The following is a 23,700-nucleotide window of genomic DNA, read 5'->3' as shown; positions in this document are numbered from 1 at the left end:
CCCAGCCCTCCCCTTACGCTTTCCTGAGTGAGGTCGTTTGTCAATAAGATAATTTACTTGAATTATTCTATTGCGGGATGCCGTTTTCCGGCGTTATGAATTCTGCCAACCTAAGGTGGGCGAGATGACCATACACACGATCGGCACACACCCGGTGGCTATCGGCAAGAACCCCGAACGGAGCCGCGAGCACAATCGCCGCGTCGTGCTGGATGTGGTGCGCCGCCACGGTTCGCTCGGCCGCGCCCACATTGCCAAGCTCACCCAGCTGACGCCCCAGGCCGTCGCCAATATCGTCGACGAACTCGCCGGCGAGGGCCTGCTGATGGAAATGGGTCGGCTGAAATCCGGCCGCGGCCAGCCGCCGATCCAGTTCGCGGTCAATCCCGAGGGCGGTGCCACCATCGGTGTCGAAATAGCCGCCGACCACATGGTGACGGTGGCGCTCGACCTCTCCGGCGGGCTCCGGGCAAAGCGCATCACGCCGCTGAAAGATACCACCCCCGGGCATATTCTCGCCGCTTTCGCAGCGGAGCTTGCCGCGGTCACGGAACTGGTCGGTGCAAAGCTGCTCGGCACCGGCGTCGTCATGCCGGGTCCGTTCGAGATCGACGGCATGACCTCGGTCGGCCCGACGACGCTGCCGGGCTGGGCAGGGCTCGATGCCGCTCAGGCGCTCAGCGAAGCCTGCGGCCATTCGGTGATCGTCGAAAACGACGCGACGGCCGCCGCCGTCGGCGAGCGGCTGTTCGGCGCGGGTCTGGCGATCTCCAATTTTTGCATGATCTATTTCGGCGTCGGTATCGGCCTCGGCATCATCCAGGACGGCGCGCCCTATCGCGGCGCATTCGGCAATGCCGGCGAAATCGGCCACGTCACCGTCGTACCGAAGGGCAGGCCTTGTCCCTCCTGCGGCCAGCTCGGCTGCCTGGAAGGTTATGTTTCCGCCTATGTGCTCAAGGAAAAACTGAGCTGCGTCGGGATTTCCGACACCGAGTTTTCCGATCTCGAAAAGCTCCATGCCGACCGCCATCCGGTCGTCGAGGAATGGATCGACGAGGCGGCGACTTATCTCGGCCCAATGGTCGCCATGCTCGAAAACATCCTCGATCCGCAGACCGTCATCCTCGGCGGCGCGCTGCCGGATGCCATTATCGAGGACATCGTCGCGCGCATGGGCAACCTGCCGACCTCTGTCGCCAGCCGCAGGCAGCGCGATCTGCCCCGCGTGTTGCGCGGCCAGACGGGACAATTGACCGCAGCACTCGGCGCTGCCGCCCTTCCGCTTTTCGACATGGTGACGCCCAAGCTGGAGACCTCGCTTGCAGCGCCTGCCGATATTTCCGCCTGACCGATTGGAGAACCTTTCATGCTGACCGCCCGCGAACGCATCGAACGGCAGATGGCCGATCCCTCGCTCGTCCGGCTCCATCGCAAGCTTTCGCGATTGAAGTCGACGGTCACGATGATGAACACCGGCGCGCATCCGGATGACGAGCAGAACGGCATGCTCGCCTGGTTCCGTCTCGGCCTCGGCATGCGCGTCATCATCGCCTGCTCGACGCGCGGCGAGGGCGGCCAGAATGCGCTGGGCCCCGAACGTCTCGGTCCGCTCGGCGTCATCCGTTCCCGCGAGCTGGAAGAGGCGGCTCGGGCGATCGACAGCGACGTCTCCTGGCTCGGCCACGGCCCCACCGACCCGGTCCACGATTTTGGCTTCTCCAAGGATGGCGACGCCACCTTCACCCGCTGGGGCGAGGCCCGCACGGTCGAACGCCTGGTGCGCGCCTACCGCATGGAACGCCCGGATATCGTCATCCCGACCTTCCTCGACGTGCCCGGCCAGCACGGCCATCACCGCGCCATGACACGGGCCGCCGAGACGGCGATTACGCTCGCAGCCGACCCCAATGCCTATCCGGAACATTTCACCGAAGGCCTGAAGCCCTGGAAGGTCGCCAAATATTACCTGCCGGCCTGGTCGGGCGGCGGCGATACCTATGACGACGAAGTGCCGCCGCCGGATACGACGGTCACGGTTCTGGCCAAGGGTCGCGACCCGGCCACCGGCGCGGACTATGACCGGATCGGCGAATGGTCGCGTTATTACCACGCGTCCCAGGGCATGGGTCACTGGCCGAAACGCCCGGAGAAGGACTGGCAGCTGCATCTGAAGCTCTCCGCCACGCGCTTGAAATCCGAGCAGTCGGTGCTCGAGGGCCTGCCGGCATCGCTGACCGTGCTTGCCGGTTTCGCCGGTCTGCCCGCCAATGTGGCGGAAGCCCTGCGCTCTGCGGACGCCGCCATTGCAGTGGCATCAGCGGCCTTCCCGGACCGCGATGCGATCATCAGGGCGCTGACCGAGGCCGCCGGCTGGCTGGACATCGTAGCCACCTCCGCACCGGAAGAGTTTGCGACCCTGCAGGGTCACCGCATCGCCCGCAAGCAGAAGGAAGTCGATGCCGCGATCCTCGATGCCGCGGCGATCTTCGAACGCGCCTATGCCGATCCCTCCGTCATTTCCCCAGGCGGTGCGGCAGCGCTCACCGTCGAGCTTGGCGAAGGCGCTTCGACCCACAAGGTCGATGTCGCCCCGGTTCTCCCCGCTGGCGTCTTGTCCTCCATCCAGTCGCTCGCCCATGACCGGGTGTTCGCGCTGACCGCGGCATCGGACGCGCCGCTCTCCGGCCTCTATTTGCCCGCCTGGTCAGCGCTCGGCGGCAATGGCCATGCGCATGTAAAAATCTCGGCCGAGATCGGCGGACGTTTGGTCTCCGGCACATTCGATCTCGAAGAGCCGTTTGCCGTAACGCCCGCCCAGTCGCTGACCCTGCTGCCGGATGCGCTGCTCGTTCCCCTCGGCACGAAACAGACGGAATGGCCGATCAAGGCCAACGTCTCCGGCGTTAACGCGCCGGTCTCGTTCAAGACGCCCGGCGGCTGGGTGATGAAAAAAACCGATGACGGCTGGACTGCCTCTTCGACCGATGCGGCCAAGCCCGGCCTCGTCGATCTCGAACCGCAGATCGACGGCCGCCCGGCCTTCCAGGTCACGCCGATCGCCTACCGGCATATCGGCCGCACCAGTTTTCGCGCGCCCGCTACCTTAAAAATCCTGTCGGTCGATCTGAAGCTGCCTGAAGGCGCGCGCGTCGGTTATGTCGGCGGCGGTGCCGACCGGGTTGGCCTATGGCTCGCCCGCATGGGCCTCGACGTCACCGAGCTCGATGCACAGGCGCTAACCGGTGATCTGTCGCGCTTCACCACCATCGTCCTCGGCATCTTCGCCTTCGGCGTCCGCAAGGACCTTGCCGCTGCCACTGAGCGCCTGCGCCGTTTCGTCGAAGAAGGCGGCCACCTCGTCACCCTCTACCACCGCCCGACCGATGGTTGGGACCCGAACGAGACCCCGGTTCGCCGCATCGAGATCGGCTCACCGTCGCTGCGCTGGCGCGTCACCGATCCGAAGGCCGAAGTCACCGTGCTGGCCCCCGACCACGTTCTGCTCAATGGCCCGAACGCCATCGGCCCGCAGGACTGGCAGGGATGGGACAAGGAGCGCGGCCTCTATTTCGTCTCTCGCTGGGATGACGTCTACGAACCGCTTCTGGCCATGCACGACGCCAACGAACAGCCGCTCAAGGGCGCGCTGATCTCCGGCGTCATCGGCAAGGGCCGCCACACCCATACCAGCCTCGTGCTGCATCACCAGCTCGACAAGCTCGTTCCCGGTGCCTTCCGGCTGATGGCGAACCTCGTGCAGCCGGCGTGAGCACGGAGGCAGCGCCAGAACCGGAAGGCGTGCGGGCCTCGAATGCCCGCACCGGCATCGGCTGGCTGCTGCTCGACATGACGCTGGTCTCCGGCGGCATGACGGCGCTGGTGAAGGCGCAAGGGGCGACCTACCCCGCCTTCCAGCTGGTCTTCATCCGGGCGATGATCGGGCTGTTGTTCATCCTGCCGCTGATCTGGCAGCACCGCGCCGAAATGCGCCGCGTCAAACACCCGTGGCGCAACATTTTTCGCATTTCCTGCAATGCCGTGGCGCTCACCAGCAATTTCCTCGCCATCACCATGCTGCCGCTCGCCATGGTCAATGCCGTCGGTTTCTCCCGGCCGCTGATCACCATGGCCATGGCGGTCGCCATGCTCGGCGAAACGGTGAGCCGAATCCGCTGGCTCGGTGCCGGTTTCGCCTTCATCGGCGTGCTGATCGTCATGGCGCCGGGTACCTCGAGCTTCGATGTCGAGGTTCTGGTCGTGCTGATCTCGGTCGTCTTCGGTTCGCTGGCGATCATCCAGACCCGGGCGCTGAAGGACGAGAACACCACCGTGATGATGGTTTTCTACACGGTGGGGCTCGCCGTCATCACCGCCGTGCCCGCCGCCTTCACCTGGCAACCGGTTTTGCCCTTCGACTGGATTCCGTTGCTCGGCATCGGCTTCCTCGCCCAGCTCGGACAATATTGTTTCCTGCGTGCCTATCGGATCGCCGATGCGAGCGTGCTCGCCCCCGTCGGCTACCTCTCGATCGTCTTCGTGACGGTCACCGGCTACGTCTTCTTCGACGAGGTGCCCGAGGTGAGGGTGGTAATCGGCGTGCTGATCATCCTGGCAGCACTCCAGGGCGCCGCCTGGCTCGACCGCCGCCGCGGCCGGGCGCTGAGCAAGACGACCTGAGCTTGAGCGAAGGCCCCTTGAGCAAAGGGATGTGATGCGATGTGAGCGTCATCGGACTATGATTGCCGAACTTTATCCGCTTCCGCACGTTACGCAGGAGCAGGAGGCGCATATGGTCGCTCTTATGTTCGTTATGGCAATCGTTGCAGTTCTGGCCGGCATATTCGCAGTCGTCATCCAGCAGATGGCCAAGGTGCGTCGCCAGCAATATATCGATGAGCTTGCCGTCGACGACCTGGCCTGCACGAGCTTGCCGGAGCTGGAACGAAAGGCCGAGTGCCAGAACGCCGTCCGTCGGCGTTCTCGCCCGCTCTCGAGCAAACTTAGGTTCTCCTCTCCCTCTTAGTCGTGCTCATGTGCCGACATCCAGATTGAACAAGCGATTTGCATGTTCACGTGTTCGATGTTCACCCTGTCGTGTACCTCCTGCCAGATTGCTTCATGGTCTTTTTCAGGGTTTCTGTTCTGCGCTCGTTCTAGAGAACCTAAGACGAATTTAACATCATCGATGTCTGCGCCTTCAATACTGAATTCGGCGATAAAGCCCTCGATCACTGAGGTGACCATCTGGTCATGCTCTTCGGCCTGAGCTGCGTCTTCTCCACCACGATCGATGCTGATGACATGCTCTGGTAAGAATACGATAGTGCTGTCGAAGCTCAAATCATGCCAAGTATCGGTGCATACAGGGTCGTTAGAAAGCGTGCCAATATAATAGGGGCCGTTGGTCCCTGTGATCTTAATCCACATACGCTCGCCGCCGCCATCCTCCTCGTCGCTGCCAGGAGGGTAGGAGTATTTGAAGGCAGCCTTCACAAAGTCGCCGATCTGGAGATTGCGGCGGCTGGCGTCATTTGGAATTTCGAACGTGTCTGGATAGAGTTCGTTCATCACGACGCCGCTCTCTAACTCCCAGTGCTCGATCTCAAGATGCGCTAGCCGCACCGATGTGGTTGTAGCGTTAGAGATAAGGTCGCCGCCCAAAAATGCTGGCGGGCTGCCCAAAGGGGGGCGCTGGAGTGCAGGTTGGCCGTAAATGTGGCGCAAGAGATCTTCGAACTTGCGATCAAAGTCGTCATCGTTGCGCATATCGATGGCGAGTATTCCAGCGAAATGCGGCGGAACCGCGCAATCATTGGTGCCTAAGCTCATGCTCCCGGACCGGATTAGCGGCACGAACTTCGAGCGTGCTATACCGGCTGCTATGTGTGCGGTGATGATTTGCGCCTCATAACCCACTCCTCCGGCTCGGCTCAGTGACTTTGTGGCGTAGCTCGGGGTCGTTACCACCAGCACGAAATCTGCGGTAGGAAGATTTCTATCCATGAATAGAGTTAAGCTGTCTCCGGGCTGCACGTCCCACTGATCTAGGTGTACGTGTACGCCGTTTGCGACAAGGCGCTCCGCAAGTGCTCTGACCCAAGACTTATGTGTGTCGTCGTCCCACGAGTAGGAAATGAAGGCGGATTTGGTAGCAGTCATTTGTCAGTCTTGGTTTCTGGCGGATAGGGAGCATGGTTTAGACCGTAAATGCCAAGGCTTTCAAGCTGAAGTTGCGAGTGATTGCCACACAATCGAGAAGGAGCATTCGCACGCCCACGCGATCTGCATGGGTACGCACTTTTCCACGGCTGCGCGTAAGCCTTTGTTGGCAAGGATATTTCGGAAGCGCAAAGAATTTGGTGGAGCTAAGCGGGATCGAACCGCTGACCTCTTGCATGCCATGCAAGCGCTCTCCCAGCTGAGCTATAGCCCCATCAGGGTGGTCCGGTAGTTGCCGGTCCTGGGAAACTCCGCCGGGTGCCTGTAAGGGCTGTCCCGCTGGAGTGGCGGCTTATTACTTCCGGTTTACGGAGAGTGCAAGCCGTATTTTGTCCGCCCGGCAATTTTTATTGAATTGCCGGGCGTTAACTTGAAAATCGGATCAGACTTCGTCGTCGTCGCCGGTCACGCCGATGATGCCCGACATGTCGTCGTCATCTTCATCTTCGTCGGCTTCCAGGAAGGTATCGTCGTCGTCATCGCCGATATCGACATCGTCGTCATCGCCGATATCCGGGATATCGTCGCCGCTGGCCGCCTCGTCGCCCTCTTCGAGCGAGACGAGTTCGACTTCCGGATTTTCGGTATCGACTTCCTGGACGTCTTCTTCCTCGGCCTGTTCCATCTTCTTGGCGGCGCTGTGCTCCTCGAAGAAGGACAGCGGCCAGGATTTGCCGGAATAGGGAGAAACGACCGGATCGCGGTTCAGGTCGTAGAATTTCTTGCCGGTATCGGGGTCGGTTCGCTTGGTTCCGAGTTCCGCTTTTGCCACAGTCAGAGCCTCATGGGATGGCCGAATAGTTCGGCGCGCCGCTTGTATCGCGGCTTTATAGGGTGAAAATCTAAGCCGGTCCCCATAAGGCCTGCGCTCTTTGTTGTCAAAGACAAACTTTTCATGAACCCCATAAGGGCGAAAGCGGTGACCGATCCCAGGCTTTATGTTAGTCAGGACGGCAAAATTCCACCACGACGGGCAGGCCCCGCCGCCCGCCGCGGGCGGAAGCCACAAGAGGTCGAGACCATGTACCAGCCGCCGCATTTTCGCGAAGAGGATCTGCGAACCCAGCACGCGCTGATCCGCGCCCATCCGCTCGGTCTGCTGGTCTCATCCGGCAATTCCGGCCTGCTTGCCAATCCGGTGCCGTTCCATCTGGATGCCGAGGCTTCCGTTAACGGAACACTCCGGCTGCATCTTGCCCGCGCCAACGGCCAGTGGAAGGACATTCGCGATGGCGCGTCGGTTCTGGCCGTCTTCCAGGGCGCGGAATCCTACGTCACGCCCTCCTGGTACCAGACCAAGCGCGAGACCGGAAAGGTCGTGCCGACCTGGAACTATGCAATCGTCCAGGCCAGGGGCCCGGGGCGCATCGTCGAGGATGCCGACTGGCTGCTGTCGCAGATCAACGCCATCACCAGCCAGCATGAGGGGAGCCGCGCCATGCCCTGGGCCGTCACCGACGCACCCGACGATTTCATCCGGGCCCAGCTGAAGGGCATCGTCGGCGTCGAAATCGAGATCGCCGAGATCGAAGGCAAATGGAAGGTCAGCCAGAACCGTCCGGTCGGCGATAGGGAAGGCGTTGCGGCAGGGCTTGATGAAATGCCAGGCCAAGGCGATATGGCAGATCTCGTCCGCCAGTATGGGGCGAAGCGGGAAGCATGAGTTTGAATTCGAAGCCTGCAATCGTCATCGCCATCGACGGCCCCGCCGCAGCCGGCAAGGGCACGTTGTCGCGCCTGATTGCCGACGCCTATGGTTTTCACCATCTCGATACCGGGCTGACCTATCGCGCCACCGCCAAGGCGCTTCTCGATGCGGGCCTGCCGCTCGATGATGAGAAGGTCGCCGGGAAAATGGCGCGTGAGGTCGAACTCGCAGGGCTCGATCGAGATATATTATCCGCCCATGCCATCGGCGAGGCGGCCTCGAAGATCGCCGTGATGCCGTCGGTCCGCCGCGCGCTGGTCGAAGCGCAGCGTGCCTTTTCCCTGAGGCGGCCGGGCACGGTGCTCGACGGCCGGGATATCGGCACCGTCGTCTGCCCCGATGCTCCGGTGAAGCTTTATGTCACCGCATCCGCGGATGTCAGGGCGAAACGCCGTTACGACGAGATCGTCGGCAAAGGCGGCGAGGCGGATTACGGCGCGATCTTCGCAGACGTGAAGAAGCGCGACGAGCGCGACATGGGCCGGGCCGACAGTCCTCTGAAGCCCGCCGACGATGCGCACTTGCTTGATACCTCGGAAATGAGTATAGAGGCCGCGTTTCGGGCAGCGAAGACCATCATCGACGCCGCCCTGAAGAGACAATCGAATTAGAATAGCCCGAAGTTCGGTCCCCGCGCCGGATTGCCTCCCCCGGATAGTTCCGATGAGGGAGGCGGACCTGAACCTTTGGGCATGTGCAACACGAACCACCGGCGCTGTATGGGCCCGTATAGGGTACCTCAGGAGATTTCATGGCAGTATCTAACCCCACGCGGGAGGACTTCGCAGCCCTCCTCGAAGAATCCTTCGCTACCAACGATCTGGCTGAAGGCTACGTCACCAAGGGTCGCGTCACCGCGATCGAAAAGGACATGGCCGTCGTTGACGTCGGCCTCAAGGTCGAAGGCCGCATCGCGCTGAAGGAATTCGGCGCCAAGGGCAAGGACGGTTCGCTGAAGGTCGGCGACGAAGTCGAAGTTTACGTCGAGCGTATCGAAAACGCGCTGGGCGAAGCAGTTCTGTCGCGCGAGAAGGCTCGCCGCGAAGAGAGCTGGGTCAAGCTCGAACTCAAGTTCGAAGCTGGCGAGCGCGTCGAAGGCGTTATCTTCAACCAGGTCAAGGGTGGCTTCACTGTCGATCTCGACGGCGCCGTCGCCTTCCTGCCGCGTTCGCAGGTCGACATCCGTCCGATCCGCGACGTCACCCCGCTCATGCATAACCCGCAGCCCTTCGAAATCCTCAAGATGGACAAGCGTCGCGGCAACATCGTCGTTTCGCGCCGTACGGTTCTCGAAGAGTCCCGCGCGGAGCAGCGTTCTGAAATCGTTCAGAACCTCGAAGAAGGCCAGGTTGTTGACGGCGTCGTCAAGAACATCACCGATTACGGTGCGTTCGTTGACCTCGGCGGCATCGACGGCCTGCTGCACGTCACCGACATGGCATGGCGCCGTGTGAACCATCCGTCGGAAATCCTGTCCATCGGCCAGCAGGTCAAGGTACAGATCATCCGCATCAACCAGGAAACCCACCGCATCTCGCTCGGCATGAAGCAGCTCGAGTCGGATCCGTGGGATGGCATTGCCGCCAAGTATCCGGTCGGCAAGAAGATTTCCGGTACCGTCACGAACATCACCGACTACGGTGCGTTCGTCGAGCTGGAGCCGGGCATCGAAGGCCTCATCCACATTTCCGAAATGTCCTGGACCAAGAAGAACGTCCATCCCGGCAAGATCCTGTCCACGACGCAGGATGTTGACGTGGTCGTTCTCGAAGTCGATCCGTCCAAGCGCCGTATCTCGCTTGGCCTGAAGCAGACGCTCGAAAATCCGTGGCAGGCATTTGCCTACAGCCATCCGGCCGGCACTGAAGTCGAAGGCGAAGTCAAGAACAAGACCGAATTCGGCCTGTTCATCGGCCTCGAAGGCGACGTTGACGGCATGGTCCACCTCTCCGACCTCGACTGGAACCGTCCGGGCGAACAGGTCATCGAGGAGTTCAACAAGGGCGACGTCGTCAAGGCTGTCGTTCTCGATGTGGACGTCGACAAGGAGCGCATCTCGCTCGGCATCAAGCAGCTCGGCAAGGACTCGGTCGGCGACGCTGCTGCTTCCGGCGAGCTTCGCAAGAACGCCGTCGTTTCGTGCGAAGTCATTGCCGTCAACGACGGTGGTGTGGAAGTGAAGCTCGTCAACCACGAAGACATCACCTCCTTCATCCGCCGCAACGACCTGGCACGCGATCGCGACGATCAGCGTCCGGAGCGTTTCTCGGTCGGCCAGGTCTTCGATGCCCGCGTCGTCAACTTCTCCAAGAAGGACCGCAAGGTCATGCTGTCGATCAAGGCTCTCGAGATCGCAGAAGAGAAGGAAGCAGTTGCTCAGTTCGGTTCGTCCGATAGCGGCGCTTCGCTCGGCGACATCCTTGGTGCGGCTCTGAAGAACCGCGGCAGCAACGAGTAATCGAAGCTTCTCTGAGAATCAAAAACCGCCGGATGCAAGTCCGGCGGTTTTTTCATGCGCAGTTTTATGGATCGAATTACGTCCAGCCGGCCATGCGCCAATAGAGGTCGTTGGCCCGGTCGGCATCTTCGACGGCTTCCTTCGAAGCGTCGTCGCCTTCATCTTCCCGGGCGTGGTCCTCGTCCTCGCCCTCTTCGCTGAACGCCTGCTCGCCGGCCGAATGCTGCTGTTCGCCGTCCTCGTCGGTCTCCGAAAGCGCCTTGGTCTTGCGTTCCTCGGAGTCCCGCTCGCGCTCTTCCGGCGGATAGGCGACATAGGGCAGGGCAACGCCTTCGCGAAAGGCATGCGGCACGGCGATCGGAAGCGCGAGCTGTTCGGCAAGTTCCGTCGCGCCCGAGGCTCGGCCGCTTGCGTTTGCGGAAGGACCGGTCGTGCCGCCGGTCGAACCGGTGCTTTCCGGTTCGTCGGTAGCCGGCGGCAGGGATTTCGCCGCGGCGGTACTTGCCGCCTCGTTTGCCTGCATGGCGGATTTTCCGAGAAGCTCCTTGTCGGTCAGCTGCTGCAGCGCCTGTTGTTCCGGCAATTGCCTTGCCGCGACCGGCAGGCCGTCGAGAAGTTCGCTGGTGGCTTCGGCAAGCACTTCCGCGAGCCATATCGTCGTGGCCTCGTTCGCCATCTTCTCTGCGTTCGGTCCGCGAACGCCATTCTGCTGTTCGAGGCCGCGCTGCGAAAGCCGGGCCAGTGCAGGACCATCGTAAAAGACGGGTTGAGACATGCGCCGATCGCCGCCGGCGGCGCTTGCGGTCTGCCGGCCGTCCGGACGCGCGGCGGACGGGTTCTCCGTTGTCTCGTCTGGCCGAGCGGCTGCGGTTTCCGGCGCCTCGCTCTCGGGGAGCTCGGCCGCTTCCTGCGCGGATATAGACGCGGGTGCCGCGTCGAGATCGTTCTCGGCGCTCATCGGAGATGGATTGTTGTCGGTTGGTGTCGGCGAGGCCGCTGCTTCCGCCGAAAGCATGGTCGGGCCTGGAGTGGTGCTGGAAGTTGCCGTCGCATCCGGGTCCTGCGTAGCCGCACCCGCGGCCATAGCCTCAGGTGGCGCTCCGTCGGTCGCAGTTTCCTCGCCGGGCTGCGCAGCTTGGCTCTCGGCCTCTGCCGTGAGCACGGAAGTCTCGCTGGATGCCGATGGCGCCGCATTCGCCGGCTGCGGCAAAGTGCTCGGCACCTGTTCCGCCCCGGCATTCTGCCGGTAGGAGCTGACGACGGCCTTTGCCACGAGGTCACGCTCGAGCAGCTGCGCGGTCTCCAGCTGTATAGCGACTCGGGCAGCTTCCGGACCGGCCGGATTGTTGAGGATTTCGGTGAGCAGGCGTATCGAAATGCCCTTGACGAGCTGGTTGAGCGTGCGTTCGAGGGCCGCTTTTTCGGCCGGGTTCATCGTCTTGACCGCCTCGGAAAGGCGCTGGGCATAATCGGCCAATGCCTCGCCTTCGCGACGCGGAACCTTGATCAGCCTGCCGATGGTTTCGGCGAAGATGGAAAAACCCTGGGCGAGCTGGAGCTGCGCCGAGAGCGAAAGAACATCGAGCCGCCCGGCCGACATCGGCGAGGAACCGATCATCCCGCTGTTCGCGACGGTATTGGCCACGTCGATCCGCTGACGCAGCATCGGTTGTTGCGACGGTGTCTGGTAGTCGACGAATGAACTGGTACGAACCGGGGGCAGCATCGTCCGCTCCAATGTCTGATAGAGACGATAGGACAGCTCGGCTGAACGGGTTCTTGTCTTTTCGCAACGAACGGCGTTGCGACCGGAACGCCTCATGGCGTCGCCAGTGCCGATACACGGATATGACTATGGGGAAAAAAGGTTAACGAACCGCTAACGGGCCCCGCCTTTCGCTGACGGCTCAGCGAAAATGATCCATTGCGATGCAGATGAGGGTGGGACTGGGGGTTATTGCAGCGTCACGCAGCCAACTTCTTCTTCAACAATTCATAGATGCCGATCTCGTCCACGCGCACGGGCACGATATCGGCTTGGGATTCCTCGGCGCTGTCGGCGGCAAGCTCCTCGATTGCTTTCGCGGCCATTTCATTGGTCGGCGCTTCTTTGTCTGCCAGGACTTCGTCGGAGGCGGTGGATTCGTCCTCGGCGGAACTGTCGTCGGAAACGAGGCTGTTAGCCGCGTCGCCCGTGTCGGAATTGCCCACCTGTTCGGCGGCTGCGGCGAAAAGGGCCAGCAGCTCGGTATCGTCGACGGAGGCCGTATCGGTCGCACCATCGGCGGCCGGTTTTGCCGCCGCGTCATTCTTCTTCTCGATGGCATCCTGGATCTTCTGGACGTCTTCAAGTTTCTGGCCGGCCTCGGCCGCCTCGATGTCGGCCTGGCGTTCGGCTCGGGTTCCGGCATCTTCGACACGGGTCGGGTCGTAGCCCTGTGGACCGAGCTTCAGCTCTTCGAGTGTCTTCGGATCGGCGACATCCTCGAGCCGCTGCACGACGCGCTCGACTTCCGTATCGAGCTTGCCGCCATTGGCCTTTCGGTTGAGGCCGTCCATCAGGCGCTGGTTGTCATCGCCGTAGGGGTTCTTGATCGCCGAGAGCAGGGTGTCCATCGAGATGCCGATGTCTTCGAGGCCGAGATCTTCGACGAGTTCGCCGATCTCGTCCGGCATCATCTCTTTCAGCGCGTCTTCCAGCGCTTTTCCGAGCTTGTAGGACGAACGCGCTTCGTCGATATCGATGCCGAGCTTGGCGGCCAGGCGATCGACAAGCTCGATCTTCAGCTCGTTGGGGTCTGTCTTGGTAACGCCGAAAAGCGCGGAAGTGATCTTGTCGCGGGCCCGCCGGGCGTCTTCGCTGGCGCTGATACGGGCTTCGGTAACCGGGTCGCTCTTCTTGCCGGTCCGCTGGTCTTCGTCCTTCTTGCGCTGCTCCTCGATGCTGTCGAGCATCGACTGCATCATGTTGGTCGCGGCAAGCCCATAAGTCTGCTGGGTAGGGAGCAACATGCCCGAAATCCGGTCTCGTCGAGAGGTATACCGCGGGCAAAATTAGATTCGAACAGTTAACGGAACGTTACCGGACAACGAGAGGTTATGCCGCTCTTTCTCAGTTTTGAGCGGAAGCCCGCGCGGACGTCAGCTATGGGCGAAGATATCGGCCTCTTCCCAGCCCAGCAGGTCCAGCTTCGCCCGCGTCGGCAGGAATTCGAAACAGGCCTGGGCGAGCTCGGCACGCCTGTCGCGCACCAGGCGGTAGCTCAGCTTGTCGCGGAGCGCATGCAGATGCAGCACGTCGGAGGCAGCATATTCGAGCTGCGCCGGCGAAAGGACCTCGGCTGCCCAGTCGGATTGCTGCTGCGCCTTGGAAACGTCGACATCCAGCATCTCCTTGAGATTGTCCTTCAGCCCGTGCCGGTCCGTGTAGGTGCGGGTCAGGCGCGACGCAATCTTGGTGCAGAATACCGGCGTCGTGGTCACGCCGAACGTATGGAAGAGAACGGCGATATCGAAGCGGCCGTAGTGGAAGATCTTCTGGCGCGCCGGATCGGCAAGCATGGCGACGAGGTTTGGAGCCTCGTTCTGCCCGGCGGCGATGCGGATCACGTCAGCGGACCCGTCCCCGGGCGAAAGCTGCACGACACAAAGCCGGTCGCGTCGCGGTACCAGGCCCAGGGTTTCCGTATCGATGGCGATCGCCCCCGTATAACGCGCCGCGTCCGCTGCCGGAATGTCGCCTTCGTGGTACCTGATCTCTGCCATGTTGGTCTCCGTCCGTCTGTCTGCCGGAATTCGCTATAAACCACGTTTTTCCAGAGCGATATGGTGATCTTAGGGGCGCGGCGCAGCAGCCGCCGAAAAAGCCCCGCGAGCGATTCGATCGATCCCGGGCATTTGCTCAGCTCTGCGCTCAGCGCATTGCTGCATTGCGGCAAGATGGGTTGGCGTGATTAAACGATTAGCCTATATATTTACTCATCGAGCGACGCACTCCTCCTCCCAGTGTTGCTCGATACGGATCGACAACATCCTCCTCCTCCCAGTTGTCGATCAAGTTTAAAAGCCTGGCGCACCTCCTCCCGCGCCAGGCTTTTTCCGTTTCTGGAGCAGGATTTCCCTTCAAAAATGCTGTTGCTTTTGCCTCGCGGCAGTCTGGTTCGCGCGGGTCGCGACCTGTGGCTGGCGTCACGTGTGTGTCACGCACCGCCGATATACGAACCTCGCCTTCCCTTTGAATTTTTCGTGAGGTTACTATGCGCAAGATTTTTGCCGCCCTGGTCGTTTCGACCGTGCTTGCCGGCGCCGCCCAGGCCGCCACCGTATATCCGCTGGATCGCGCCACGATCCTCGCCGGCTCCCCCTTCGACTTCAAGGTCGAGTTCAACTCGGTCGTAAAGCCTGAAGACGTCAGGATCACCGTCAACGGTCAGGACTACAAGACCGCTCTCGGCAAGGAAATCCAGTTCGTCGCGGAAGAAAAGAACAAGGACAAGCTCCTCGGTTCTGCCGTCATCCTGCGCGGCCTGGCGCTCGCCAACGCGGGCGACTACAAGGTCGAGGTCTCGGCCGGTTCCGAAACCAGGACCGTCACCTGGAACGTCTACGGCACGGGCGCTGCCCCGAAGGCCAAGAACGTCATCTTCCTGCTCGGCGACGGCCTTTCGGTTGCCCACCGCACCGCTGCCCGCATCATGTCCAAGGGCATGACCGAAGGCAAGGCAAACGGCCGCCTCGCCATGGACGACCTCGATCGCATGGCTTTCGTCGGCACCTCGGCCACCAACGCGATCAACACCGACTCGGCCAACACGATGTCGGCGTACATGACCGGTCACAAGACCGCGGTCAACGCGATCGGCGTCTACGCCGACCGCACGCCGGACCCGCTGGACGATCCGAGGGTCGAAACGATCGCCGAAGCCCTCCGCCGCCAGACCGGCAAATCGATCGGTATCGTCGCCACGTCCGAAATCGAAGATGCCACCCCGGCGGCCGTCGTCGCCCACACCCGCAACCGCAACGACAAGGCAGAGGTCGTCGGCATGCTGCTCGACGTGAAGCCGGAAGTCGTGCTCGGCGGCGGTTCCGCTTACTTCCTGCCGCAGGCGACTGCCGGCTCGAAGCGAAAGGACGACAAGGACTTTATCAAGCTCTTCAAGGATGCCGGTTACACGCTGGCTACCGACAAGAACGAACTTGCCGCCGGCGCAAACGCCAACGGGCTGCTGCTCGGCCTGTTCCATCCCGGCAATCTGGACGTCACGCTCGACCGCGAGTTCCTGAAGAAGGGCACCGTCGAAAAGTATCCGAACCAGCCGGGTCTCGTCGCCATGACCAAGGTTGCTCTCGATCGCCTTTCCAAGGATCAGGACGGCTTCTTCCTGATGGTCGAAGCCTCCTCGATCGACAAGATGTCCCATCCGCTCGACTGGGACCGCGCCGTCGTCGACACCATCGAATTCGACCAGACGGTGGCGGTTGCCCGCGAGTTCCAGAAGACGCATCCGGATACCCTGATCGTCGTCACCGGCGACCATACCCATGGCGTTTCCATCATCGGCACGGTTGACGACGAAAAGCCGGGCACCGAGATGCGCGAAAAGGTCGGCATCTATGCGGAAGCCGGATTCCCGAACTACAAGGACGAAAACGGCGACGGTTATCCGGACAAGATCGACGTCTCTCGCCGCCTGTTCCTGGCCGCCAACAACGGCCCCGACCACTATGAAACCTTCCGCCCGAAGATGGATGGCCCGTTCGTTCCCGCCGTCCAGAACGAGAAGAAGGAATATGTCGTCAACGAACAGTACAAGAATGTACCCGGCGCAGTCTTCGTCCAGGGCAATATTCCGAAAAGCGGCGACAGCGGCGTACACTCGGTTGACGACATCGTCCTGCAGGCGGCCGGTCCAGGTTCGGAAGGGTTCAAGGGCTATATGGAACAAAGCGACATCTACAAGGTGCTCGCCGATACCTTCGCCCTCGGCAGCAAGCAGACCAACTAAGGCTGGCCGCCCGCCGCACCCGTGGTAAAACAATGTTCCCGGCCGAGACTTGGCCGGGAACACCGTTTCTGGAGGTTTCATGGAAAAGCGTTTTCCCCGGGGTTTCAGCCGGCGCAGCTTGCTGGGCCTGGCAGCCGCCGCTCCGTTGCTTGCGGCCGCCCGTTCCGCTGTCGCTGCCGATGACCTTGGTTTTAACGAACTCTATGGCAAGTACGGCGTTCTGGGTCTCGAATTTTCCGACAAGGTGAAGAAACTGGCTGGCCGGGAGGTTGCGATCCGCGGTTTCATGGCCCCGCCGCTGAAAGCCGAGGCCGCTTTCTTCGTGCTGACGGAAGTGCCGATGGCCCTTTGCCCCTTCTGCTCCTCCGACGCGGACTGGCCCGACAACATCATCGTCATCTATCTTAACCGCAAGCAGACATTCACCCAGGCGAACGAAACGATCGAAGTGCGCGGCACCCTTGAGGTCGGTTCCTGGAAGGATCCCGAGACCGGATTTGTCAGCCTTCTGAGGATCCGAGACGCGGCATATCAGGCCGCATGACCATGCTTTCCCTGCATTTGGACAGTCTGGGAAAATCGTTCCCCGGCCTCGGCAGCCCGGTTTTACTGGTCGACTTCCTGGCGATCACAGCCGGCGAGCGCGTTGCCGTCACCGGCGGTTCAGGCTCCGGCAAGAGCACGTTCATCAATCTCATTACCGGGCTCGAACGCCCGACCTCCGGAAAGGTCGTCTGGAGCGGTGAAGACATAACCCGGCTTTCCGAAACGGCGCGCGACCGCTGGCGGGCCGAACATGTCGGCCTCGTCATGCAGGATTTTCATCTCTTTCCTGGCCTCTCAGCCGTCGAGAACGTGCTTCTGCCGGCGCGGCTGGCGCGGGTCTCCGATAGGGCGCTGATCGCCCGCGCGCACGATCTCCTCGAAAGCGTTGGGCTTTCCCGCCCGGACCAGAAGATCGAGACCATGTCGCGCGGCGAGATGCAGCGCGTTGCGATTGCCCGCGCGGTCCTGCGCAAGCCGGGTGTGATCGTTGCCGACGAACCGACCGCCAGCCTTGATGTGGAAGCGGGCGAGACCGTCGGCCGGTTGCTTCTCGACATGGCGGCAGAGGCGAAAAGCATGCTGATCGTCGTCTCCCATGACCAGCGGCTGATCGATCGTCTGGATCGCCGCATCACGCTCAGCGCCGGCCGCATCGTCGCAGATGACCTGCGCGAAGAGGTGGCCGCATGATCCGTTTTATCCTCGCCGATCTGCGCCGTCTCTGGGCCGGCGCCGTCGTCGTCGTGCTTCTCGTGACGCTTGCCACCGCGCTCGGCGTCACCGTCACGCTGCAGGAGCGCGCCTTGCGGCTCGGCAGTGCCCGCGCCGCAGACAAGTTCGATCTGGTCATCGGCGCGGCGGGCAGCGAAACCCAACTCGTGCTCTCCTCGATCTTTCTGCAGCCGGCGCCGCTGCCGCTGATGCCGGGCGAGGTGCTGGCAAAACTCTCGAAGGATCCGCGGGTTGCCTGGGTGGCGCCGGTCGGCTTCGGGGATTCCTTTGCCGGCTACCCTTTGGTCGGCACCACCCGCGCACTGATCGGAAGCACCGTTTCCGGCTTTGCCGAGGGCCGCATGTTCGAGAAAGAGGGCGAGGCGGTGGTCGGCGCGGCCGTGAAGCTGCCGGTCGGTGCCGAAATCAAGCCGATGCACGGCACGGCGCAGATGGGCGGCGAGACCCATGCGGGCGTGGTATATCACGTGACCGGCAAACTGCCGCCGACGGGCACGCCCTGGGACCGCGCCATTCTCGTGCCGATCCAGGCGGTCTGGCACGTCCATGGCCTCGGCCGCGATCATGGGCATGAAGAGGAAGAACAGCACCACGAAGGCGAGGTCGCTGCGGCTGACCACCCCGACGAGGATCACGATCATCACGGCGCCATCGATGCCGATGCGCCGATCGACGAGAATTTCACAGCCGATGCGCCAGGGCTTCCGGCAGTCCTCGTTAAGCCGAAGACGATTGCCGATGCCTACAAGCTCCGCCAGGAATACCGCAACGGCAATACGCTGGCGGTTTTCCCGGGCGAGGTTCTCACCAGCCTCTATGCCACGCTCGGGGATGCCAGGATGGTTTTGAGCGCCGTCGCAGCCGGCTCTCAAGGGCTGGTGGCTGCTGCCCTGGTTCTGGTCACCGTCACCCATATCGGCCAGCGTCGGCGCCAGATCGGCGCGCTGCGGGCTTTCGGCGCGCCGCGGCTCTCGGTTTTCGCGATTGTCTGGCTCGAACTCTTCCTGCTGGTGGCTGCCGGCATCGGCCTCGGCTTCCTGACCGGCCTTGCCGCCGCCCGGCTGATCGCCAATGCCTTCACCGTTAAGAGCGGCATCATCCTGCCGGTCGGTTTTACCGGCGAAGATTGGCGCATGGCGCTGATCCTGCTTGGTGCATCGGCGGTCTTGTCCGCCGTGCCGGCCATCCTCGCCTACCGTCAATCGCCGGCGGCGGCGCTCCGGGCCTAAGCCAGCGCCTTGATCGCGGCGATCACTTCGTCTTCGACGTCCAGCCCCTGCTCGATCGCCTTCCGACGCGCGTTCTGGCCGCGCCGCCCGGGCAGGCGCACGCCCTCTTCGGAGGCCATCTCATGAGCCAGTTCGGCGATCCGCTCGGCCGTCGAAGCCGTGCTCGCGGAAGGATCGATGACGATCAGCGTCTGACCGACCGATGGCGGCGGCCCTTTTTCGTCCATGAACGAGCTTGCCTCGTAGGAGAAGTTCGATCCCGTGAGGCCCGCCGAGAGAACTTCCACCATCAGGGCCAGCGCCGCTCCCTTGGCGCCGCCCGAGGGCGCCATCAGGCCCTTGTGGGCCGCGTGCGGATCGGTGGTCGGCTTGCCGTCGGCATCGAAGGCCCAACCTTCGGGAATGCTCTCGCCCTTCTGCCGCGCCGCCATGATCTTGCCGGCCGCGACGGTGGAAAGTGCGAGATCGATGACCAGAGGATCCTCGCCGGCGACCGGCGTCGCGAAGGCGATCGGATTGGTGCCGAACAGCCGCTTCCTGCCGCCCCACGCGGCCATGGAGGCCGGCGCATTGGCAAACATCAGCGCCACGAGGCCCTGCTCGGCAAACCGCTCCACGGTCAGCGCCATCACGCCGGCATGATGCGACCGATGGATGGCGCCAAGCGCGATACCCTGTTCCCGGGCGATCTTCGGAAGCTCGGCCACCGCGAGATCGAAGGCCGGGTAGGCGTAACCGAGCGCCGCATCGACGACAAGCACGGCCGGACGCGGCCGGGTGGCGATGGCCTTCGCCTTGCCATCCACCTTGCCGGTGCGGGTCTGGCCGATATAGGCGGGAACACGGCGGAGGCCATGACCGTATTGCCCGGCCGCTTCCGCATGCACGAGGGCATGGGCGACGGAACGGGCGGTTTTGGGGAGAACGCCATTGGCTTCGAATACGCCCTGTACCAGCGTCTCGGCTTCACTCAAAGTAATATGCATGCAGGAGATCCAGGTGAGTTCACGGGCGAACACCGCGAGGAAATCAAGCGGTTATTCGCACTTTACCGGCTGGCTGAGTGAACTTGCAACACCGGAGGGCGGAGCAGGGATGGGCGAAGCGCGTCGGACAGCCGATGCGACATAGTCATCGATAGACGAGTTGCCCGACGATCCCGCGACCGCCACGTTGCTGATATTGCCGCCGCCGTCGAAGCTGAAACGGACCGTCACGACGCCAGTTCCGTTGCCGGGGCATTTGCGGGCGTATCGAGCAATCTTTGTCCGCACACGCGTCATCCACTGCTGCGGCGAGACCGACGAAGAGAAGAGGCTCGTGGAATTCTGGCTGGCGGCGGTGCGGTCCGATTGCCTGGCCTGTATCTTTGCCTCGGCCATGTCCGGCCGGGCCTGCTGCTGCTGTGGCTTCGGCTTCTGGACCTTCGTCACCGGCTCCTTTCTGGGCTCCGGCTTTTTCGGCTGTTCCGGCGGCTTTTCCGCGACCGGCGGAGGCAGAGGCCGCATTGCCGGCAACGGCACTTCGACATTTTCGAGCGCCGCCGTCATCTGTTCGTCGACCGGCTTGATCTCCTCGATCGGTTCCGGCGGCGGTTCGGGGATGGTTTCGGTAACCTGGGGCTCCGGCTCCGGCAGCGGTTCCACCATGGGCGGCTGCACCGGTTCGGGCTCCACCGGTTCGGCGACTTCCTGCGGCGGCGGTTCGACCGGCTGCTCGACGGGTTCGGCAACGGGCTCCGGCTGCGGTTCCTCGACCGGCTGGGTCTGCTCGCTCACCACCTGCTCCTGCTCCTGCATCTCAGGAGAGATCTGTTCTTCCTCGGTATTGGCAGATTCCGGCTCCGGCGCGAGCTCGATCATGATTGCCGCCGGCGGGGCGTTCTCGGCGAGGACTTCCGGCTGTTCGCGCATCAGATAGGCCGCGGCGCCGAAATGCACCGTCAGCATCAGCAGTCCGGCAGCGCCCCACAGCGCCAGCTCGCCGACGCGTCCGCCCGGACCTGCCTGCGAGACGACGAGGCTCATGGATTGCCTCCGGTTGCCGGTACGGCGGGTGCGGCCGCAGGAGCGTTGCCAGCAGGCGCGGGAGCGGCCGGTGCCGGCAGCGTTTCAAGCCCGACCAGCGCGATCTTGAGGTAGCCGGAATCGCGCAGCAGGTTCATGACCTCCATGAACTGGCCGTAGTCGACCGCCTTGTCGGCACGCAGGAAAACGCGGGTGTCCTTCTTGCCTTCCGTGACACGGTCCAGGGTCGCGGCAAGCTGCTCGCGCTGCACGGCGTCATTGCCGATATTGAGGCTGAGGTCTTCCTTGACCGTCAGGTAGAGCGGTTCTTCAGGCCGTTCCGCCGGCTTTGCGGTCGAGGCGGGAAGATCGACATTGACGTCGACGGTTGCCAGCGGCGCCGCCACCATGAAGATGATCAGCAGCACCAGCATGACGTCGATGAACGGCGTCACGTTGATCTCGTGGTTTTCGGAAAGCTCGTCGCCGTGCTGTTCGCGGATGCCGCCGGCCATGGTTGATCAGCCCCCTGCCACCAGCGACACCGGCGCCTTGCGGCCGCCCGGAGGAACCTTGCGGAAATCGAGGTCGCGGCTCACCAGCCGTTCCACACCTGCTGCGGCATCCGCCAGCAGCTGGCGGTAGCCGGTGATGGAGCGCGCGAAGACGTTGTAGATGACAACCGCCGGAATGGCCGCAACGAGGCCGATTGCGGTCGCCAGCAGCGCTTCGGCGATACCGGGCGCGACGACGGCGAGGTTGGTGGTCTGCGATTCCGAAATGCCGATGAAGGCGTTCATGATGCCCCAGACGGTGCCGAACAGCCCCACGAACGGGGCGGTGGAGCCGATCGTCGCAAGCGCGCCGGTGCCGCGCGACATGCGCCGGCCGGCATAGGCCTCGATGCGGGAAAGCGCCGATCCGACCCGCTCCTTCACGCCGTCGCCATGGGCATGGTCGATTGCGGCCTCGGAGAGCTGCATTTCTTCTGCCGCGGATCGCAGCATCAGCGCGGCGGGACCGCCGCGGCCACCGGCGGCGCCGACGGCTTCCGAAAGCGTGCGGGAGGTGCGGATGACCTTCAGCGTGCGCGCGGCGCGGGTACGTGCGCCCGCAAGCTCCAGCGTCTTTGCGAGCCAGACCGTCCAGGTGACGAGCGAGGCGAAGGCAAGCCCGATCATCACGCCCTTGACGACCCAGTCGGCCGCCATGAACATGCCCCAGGGCGAAAGGTTATGCGGCAGGTCCGAACGCTGTTCAGGCTCCAGGAACTGCGTGAACATGTCGATGGGCTGGCGCGCCGCCGGTGCCTGGGCCGGGCTGCTTGGCGCGGGCTGGGCGCTGTTGCTCGGCGGCGCTTGCGTCGGAATGGCGGGCTGCGCAGCAGAGGCTTCCGGCTGAGGGGCAGCGGGATTGGTCGGCTGCGCGGCGGACGGTGCGGCTGCCGGCTCGTTCGGTGCCGTGCGGGAGGTTGTCGGCGCTGCCTGCGCGGCGGGAGCGGGAGCGGCCTGCGTCGGCTGTGTGCTGGAAGGTGAGGTCGCCTGCGGCAAGGGCGGTGTTTGCGTCGACGCATCCGGTGCAGGCGCCTGCGCCATCACCGTCGAAGCCGTCAACACCACGGCCGCGAGAACGATCGGGAACCGGCTCCTGATTGGCTGGCGCATCGAAAAGGCGGGCTTCAGGGCAGCAGGCATGGCAGGCGATACTCCGGACTATTCGGCATCGCGGAAGGCGCCTTGGAGGCGCTGGTCGGCGATGACGGAAACGGGACATCGGAACGCCGCCGGCCACTGCCGCCGGGTTCGCGATGTTGCAGCTACCGGATAATAAACATGAGTAGAAATGGCAACTAATAAATCTGCGGGATGCCGATCAAATTTATGCGTGTCGGGGCAATTGCCCCGTTCGCGCATGGGATGAGCGCTCCTTGCCCGGAGAACCGTGCGGTTGGACGCGCTTAACGCGCCAGCCAGCCGCCATCGACCGGCAGCACAACGCCATGCACATAGTCGGATGCCGGCGAAGCGAGGAATACCGCGGCTCCGCCGAGTTCTTCCGGCCGGCCCCAGTGTCCGGCTGGAATACGGCTGAGGATTGCCGCATTGCGGTCCGGATCGTTGCGCAGCGCCTCAGTATTGTTGGTCGAGAAATAGCCGGGCGCGATGGCGTTGACGTTGATGCCCTTGCCCGCCCATTCGCAGGCGAGCAATCTGGTCAGGCCGGCAAGACCGCTCTTCGAGGCCGTATAGGAAGGGATGCGGATGCCGCCCTGGAAGGAGAGCAGCGAGGCGATATTGACGATCTTGCCGCCCTTGCCCTCGGTGATCAGCCGGCGTGCGAACGCCTGGGAGAGGAAGAACACGGTCTTCAGGTTGACGTCCATCACCGCATCCCAATCGGCCTCGGTGAAGTCGATCGCGTCGGCCCGGCGGATGATCCCGGCATTGTTGACGAGGATGTCGGCACGCCCGGTCCATGCGACCGTTTCGCTGATGACCCGATCGACCGGTTCTAGGCTCGAAAGGTCCGCCTGGATGGCCAGGCTACGCCCACCCGCCGCGCTGACCGCGGCTTCCGTCTCGGCCATCGAGGAGCGGCCAACCAGCGCCACATCCGCGCCGGCCTGCGCCAGCGCCACGGATATCGCCTGGCCGAGGCCTGTATTGGCGCCGGTGACGATCGCCGTCTTGCCTGTCAGGTCGAATGAAATCGGCATGTTGTCCTCCTCGGAAACTGAAAATGCGGATAAGGTAGATGCTTACCGTCGCGAACTCTCCGATAGAAGCTGAAA

Annotated in this window: 22 protein-coding genes and 1 tRNA gene; 11 read left to right on the top strand and 12 right to left on the bottom strand. The window is 63.0% G+C overall.

From position 1 onward, the window contains the following. The first annotated feature begins 124 nt into the window (after positions 1-124). The 3 genes from ACZ9EJ_RS17865 to ACZ9EJ_RS17855 all read left to right on the top strand — a co-directional run bounded on the left by ACZ9EJ_RS17865 (position 125) and on the right by ACZ9EJ_RS17855 (position 4,680). Positions 125-1,351: an ROK family protein gene (locus tag ACZ9EJ_RS17865; RefSeq protein WP_046641223.1), complete on the top strand. Its 1,227-nt coding sequence runs from the start codon at positions 125-127 to the stop codon at positions 1,349-1,351. Positions 1,352-1,369: 18 nt separating this feature from the next. Then, on the top strand, positions 1,370-3,772 hold the full coding sequence (locus tag ACZ9EJ_RS17860; protein ID WP_046641150.1) for a PIG-L family deacetylase: 2,403 nt from the start codon (positions 1,370-1,372) through the stop codon (positions 3,770-3,772). Between the two features lie 77 nt (positions 3,773-3,849). Further along, positions 3,850-4,680, top strand: a complete 831-nt coding sequence (locus ACZ9EJ_RS17855) for a DMT family transporter (protein ID WP_080955784.1) — start codon at positions 3,850-3,852, stop codon at positions 4,678-4,680. On the opposite strand, the gene ACZ9EJ_RS17850 is transcribed toward ACZ9EJ_RS17855, so the two are convergent. Then, a complete protein-coding gene (locus tag ACZ9EJ_RS17850) occupies positions 4,607-4,888 on the bottom strand; it encodes a cytochrome c3 family protein (protein ID WP_370649696.1) in 282 nt (93 codons plus the stop codon). The genes ACZ9EJ_RS17855 and ACZ9EJ_RS17850 overlap by 74 nt on opposite strands. Between ACZ9EJ_RS17850 and ACZ9EJ_RS17845 the strand changes: the two genes are divergently transcribed. Further along, the gene (locus tag ACZ9EJ_RS17845; protein WP_251090351.1) at positions 4,793-5,026 is read left to right on the top strand and encodes a hypothetical protein; all 234 of its coding nucleotides are present in this window, start codon (positions 4,793-4,795) and stop codon (positions 5,024-5,026) included. The two genes, ACZ9EJ_RS17850 and ACZ9EJ_RS17845, sit on opposite strands and share 96 nt — an antisense overlap. Here ACZ9EJ_RS17845 and ACZ9EJ_RS17840 read toward each other — a convergent pair. The 3 genes from ACZ9EJ_RS17840 to ACZ9EJ_RS17830 all read right to left on the bottom strand — a co-directional run bounded on the left by ACZ9EJ_RS17840 (position 5,023) and on the right by ACZ9EJ_RS17830 (position 6,994). Next, a complete protein-coding gene (locus ACZ9EJ_RS17840) occupies positions 5,023-6,162 on the bottom strand; it encodes a TIR domain-containing protein (protein ID WP_476099476.1) in 1,140 nt (379 codons plus the stop codon). The two genes, ACZ9EJ_RS17845 and ACZ9EJ_RS17840, sit on opposite strands and share 4 nt — an antisense overlap. A gap of 198 nt (positions 6,163-6,360) precedes the next feature. Further along, positions 6,361-6,436 (bottom strand) — tRNA-Ala (locus ACZ9EJ_RS17835). Positions 6,437-6,604: 168 nt separating this feature from the next. After that, positions 6,605-6,994, bottom strand: coding sequence for a TIGR02300 family protein (locus ACZ9EJ_RS17830; protein WP_037080075.1), 390 nt, complete (start codon positions 6,992-6,994; stop codon positions 6,605-6,607). Between the two features lie 249 nt (positions 6,995-7,243). Between ACZ9EJ_RS17830 and ACZ9EJ_RS17825 the strand changes: the two genes are divergently transcribed. The 3 genes from ACZ9EJ_RS17825 (at position 7,244) to rpsA (ending at position 10,388) form a co-directional block, all read left to right on the top strand. Continuing rightward, positions 7,244-7,885 (top strand): FMN-binding negative transcriptional regulator, encoded by a 642-nt coding sequence (locus ACZ9EJ_RS17825; protein WP_046633643.1) that lies wholly within the window; start codon positions 7,244-7,246, stop codon positions 7,883-7,885. Further along, the gene (gene cmk, locus ACZ9EJ_RS17820) at positions 7,882-8,541 is read left to right on the top strand and encodes a (d)CMP kinase (protein WP_046641147.1); all 660 of its coding nucleotides are present in this window, start codon (positions 7,882-7,884) and stop codon (positions 8,539-8,541) included. The genes ACZ9EJ_RS17825 and cmk overlap by 4 nt, the downstream gene beginning before the upstream one ends. Before the next feature lie 140 nt (positions 8,542-8,681). Then, complete coding sequence (gene rpsA / locus ACZ9EJ_RS17815; RefSeq protein WP_037080073.1) at positions 8,682-10,388, top strand: 30S ribosomal protein S1; 1,707 nt, start codon at positions 8,682-8,684, stop codon at positions 10,386-10,388. Positions 10,389-10,464: 76 nt separating this feature from the next. Here rpsA and ACZ9EJ_RS17810 read toward each other — a convergent pair whose 3' ends face one another. From ACZ9EJ_RS17810 to ACZ9EJ_RS17800, 3 genes are all read right to left on the bottom strand, one after another. Continuing rightward, on the bottom strand, positions 10,465-12,114 hold the full coding sequence (locus tag ACZ9EJ_RS17810; protein WP_255737319.1) for a hypothetical protein: 1,650 nt from the start codon (positions 12,112-12,114) through the stop codon (positions 10,465-10,467). A gap of 239 nt (positions 12,115-12,353) precedes the next feature. Then, positions 12,354-13,400 (bottom strand): hypothetical protein, encoded by a 1,047-nt coding sequence (locus tag ACZ9EJ_RS17805; RefSeq protein WP_046641145.1) that lies wholly within the window; start codon positions 13,398-13,400, stop codon positions 12,354-12,356. A gap of 129 nt (positions 13,401-13,529) precedes the next feature. Continuing rightward, positions 13,530-14,153 (bottom strand): ribonuclease D, encoded by a 624-nt coding sequence (locus ACZ9EJ_RS17800; protein WP_046633655.1) that lies wholly within the window; start codon positions 14,151-14,153, stop codon positions 13,530-13,532. 491 nt (positions 14,154-14,644) lie between these two features. Between ACZ9EJ_RS17800 and ACZ9EJ_RS17795 the strand changes: the two genes are divergently transcribed. From ACZ9EJ_RS17795 to ACZ9EJ_RS17780, 4 genes are all read left to right on the top strand, one after another. Further along, entirely contained in the window at positions 14,645-16,396 is a 1,752-nt protein-coding gene (locus ACZ9EJ_RS17795) for an alkaline phosphatase (RefSeq protein ID WP_046641144.1), read from the top strand. 79 nt (positions 16,397-16,475) lie between these two features. Further along, on the top strand, positions 16,476-16,940 hold the full coding sequence (locus ACZ9EJ_RS17790) for a hypothetical protein (RefSeq protein ID WP_046633658.1): 465 nt from the start codon (positions 16,476-16,478) through the stop codon (positions 16,938-16,940). Between the two features lie 2 nt (positions 16,941-16,942). Next, complete coding sequence (locus ACZ9EJ_RS17785) at positions 16,943-17,632, top strand: ABC transporter ATP-binding protein (RefSeq protein WP_046641220.1); 690 nt, start codon at positions 16,943-16,945, stop codon at positions 17,630-17,632. Continuing rightward, the gene (locus ACZ9EJ_RS17780; RefSeq protein ID WP_046641143.1) at positions 17,629-18,903 is read left to right on the top strand and encodes an ABC transporter permease; all 1,275 of its coding nucleotides are present in this window, start codon (positions 17,629-17,631) and stop codon (positions 18,901-18,903) included. The genes ACZ9EJ_RS17785 and ACZ9EJ_RS17780 overlap by 4 nt, the downstream gene beginning before the upstream one ends. Here the strand turns inward: ACZ9EJ_RS17780 and ACZ9EJ_RS17775 are convergent. The 5 genes from ACZ9EJ_RS17775 to kduD all read right to left on the bottom strand — a co-directional run bounded on the left by ACZ9EJ_RS17775 (position 18,900) and on the right by kduD (position 23,625). Then, on the bottom strand, positions 18,900-19,889 hold the full coding sequence (locus ACZ9EJ_RS17775; protein ID WP_046641219.1) for an Ldh family oxidoreductase: 990 nt from the start codon (positions 19,887-19,889) through the stop codon (positions 18,900-18,902). The genes ACZ9EJ_RS17780 and ACZ9EJ_RS17775 overlap by 4 nt on opposite strands. Before the next feature lie 51 nt (positions 19,890-19,940). Then, entirely contained in the window at positions 19,941-20,930 is a 990-nt protein-coding gene (gene tolA / locus ACZ9EJ_RS17770; RefSeq protein ID WP_046641142.1) for a cell envelope integrity protein TolA, read from the bottom strand. Next, complete coding sequence (exbD, locus tag ACZ9EJ_RS17765; RefSeq protein ID WP_046641141.1) at positions 20,927-21,424, bottom strand: TonB system transport protein ExbD; 498 nt, start codon at positions 21,422-21,424, stop codon at positions 20,927-20,929. The genes tolA and exbD overlap by 4 nt, the downstream gene beginning before the upstream one ends. Before the next feature lie 6 nt (positions 21,425-21,430). Then, a complete protein-coding gene (exbB, locus tag ACZ9EJ_RS17760; RefSeq protein WP_046641218.1) occupies positions 21,431-22,573 on the bottom strand; it encodes a tonB-system energizer ExbB in 1,143 nt (380 codons plus the stop codon). 293 nt (positions 22,574-22,866) lie between these two features. Beyond that, positions 22,867-23,625, bottom strand: a complete 759-nt coding sequence (kduD, locus tag ACZ9EJ_RS17755; RefSeq protein ID WP_046641140.1) for a 2-dehydro-3-deoxy-D-gluconate 5-dehydrogenase KduD — start codon at positions 23,623-23,625, stop codon at positions 22,867-22,869. Positions 23,626-23,700 lie beyond the last annotated feature (75 nt).

The organism is Neorhizobium sp. USDA 3394, from assembly GCF_056280385.1.
The sequence above is the reverse complement of the archived record's forward strand: the minus strand, read 5'-3'. Positions and strand labels throughout refer to the sequence as shown.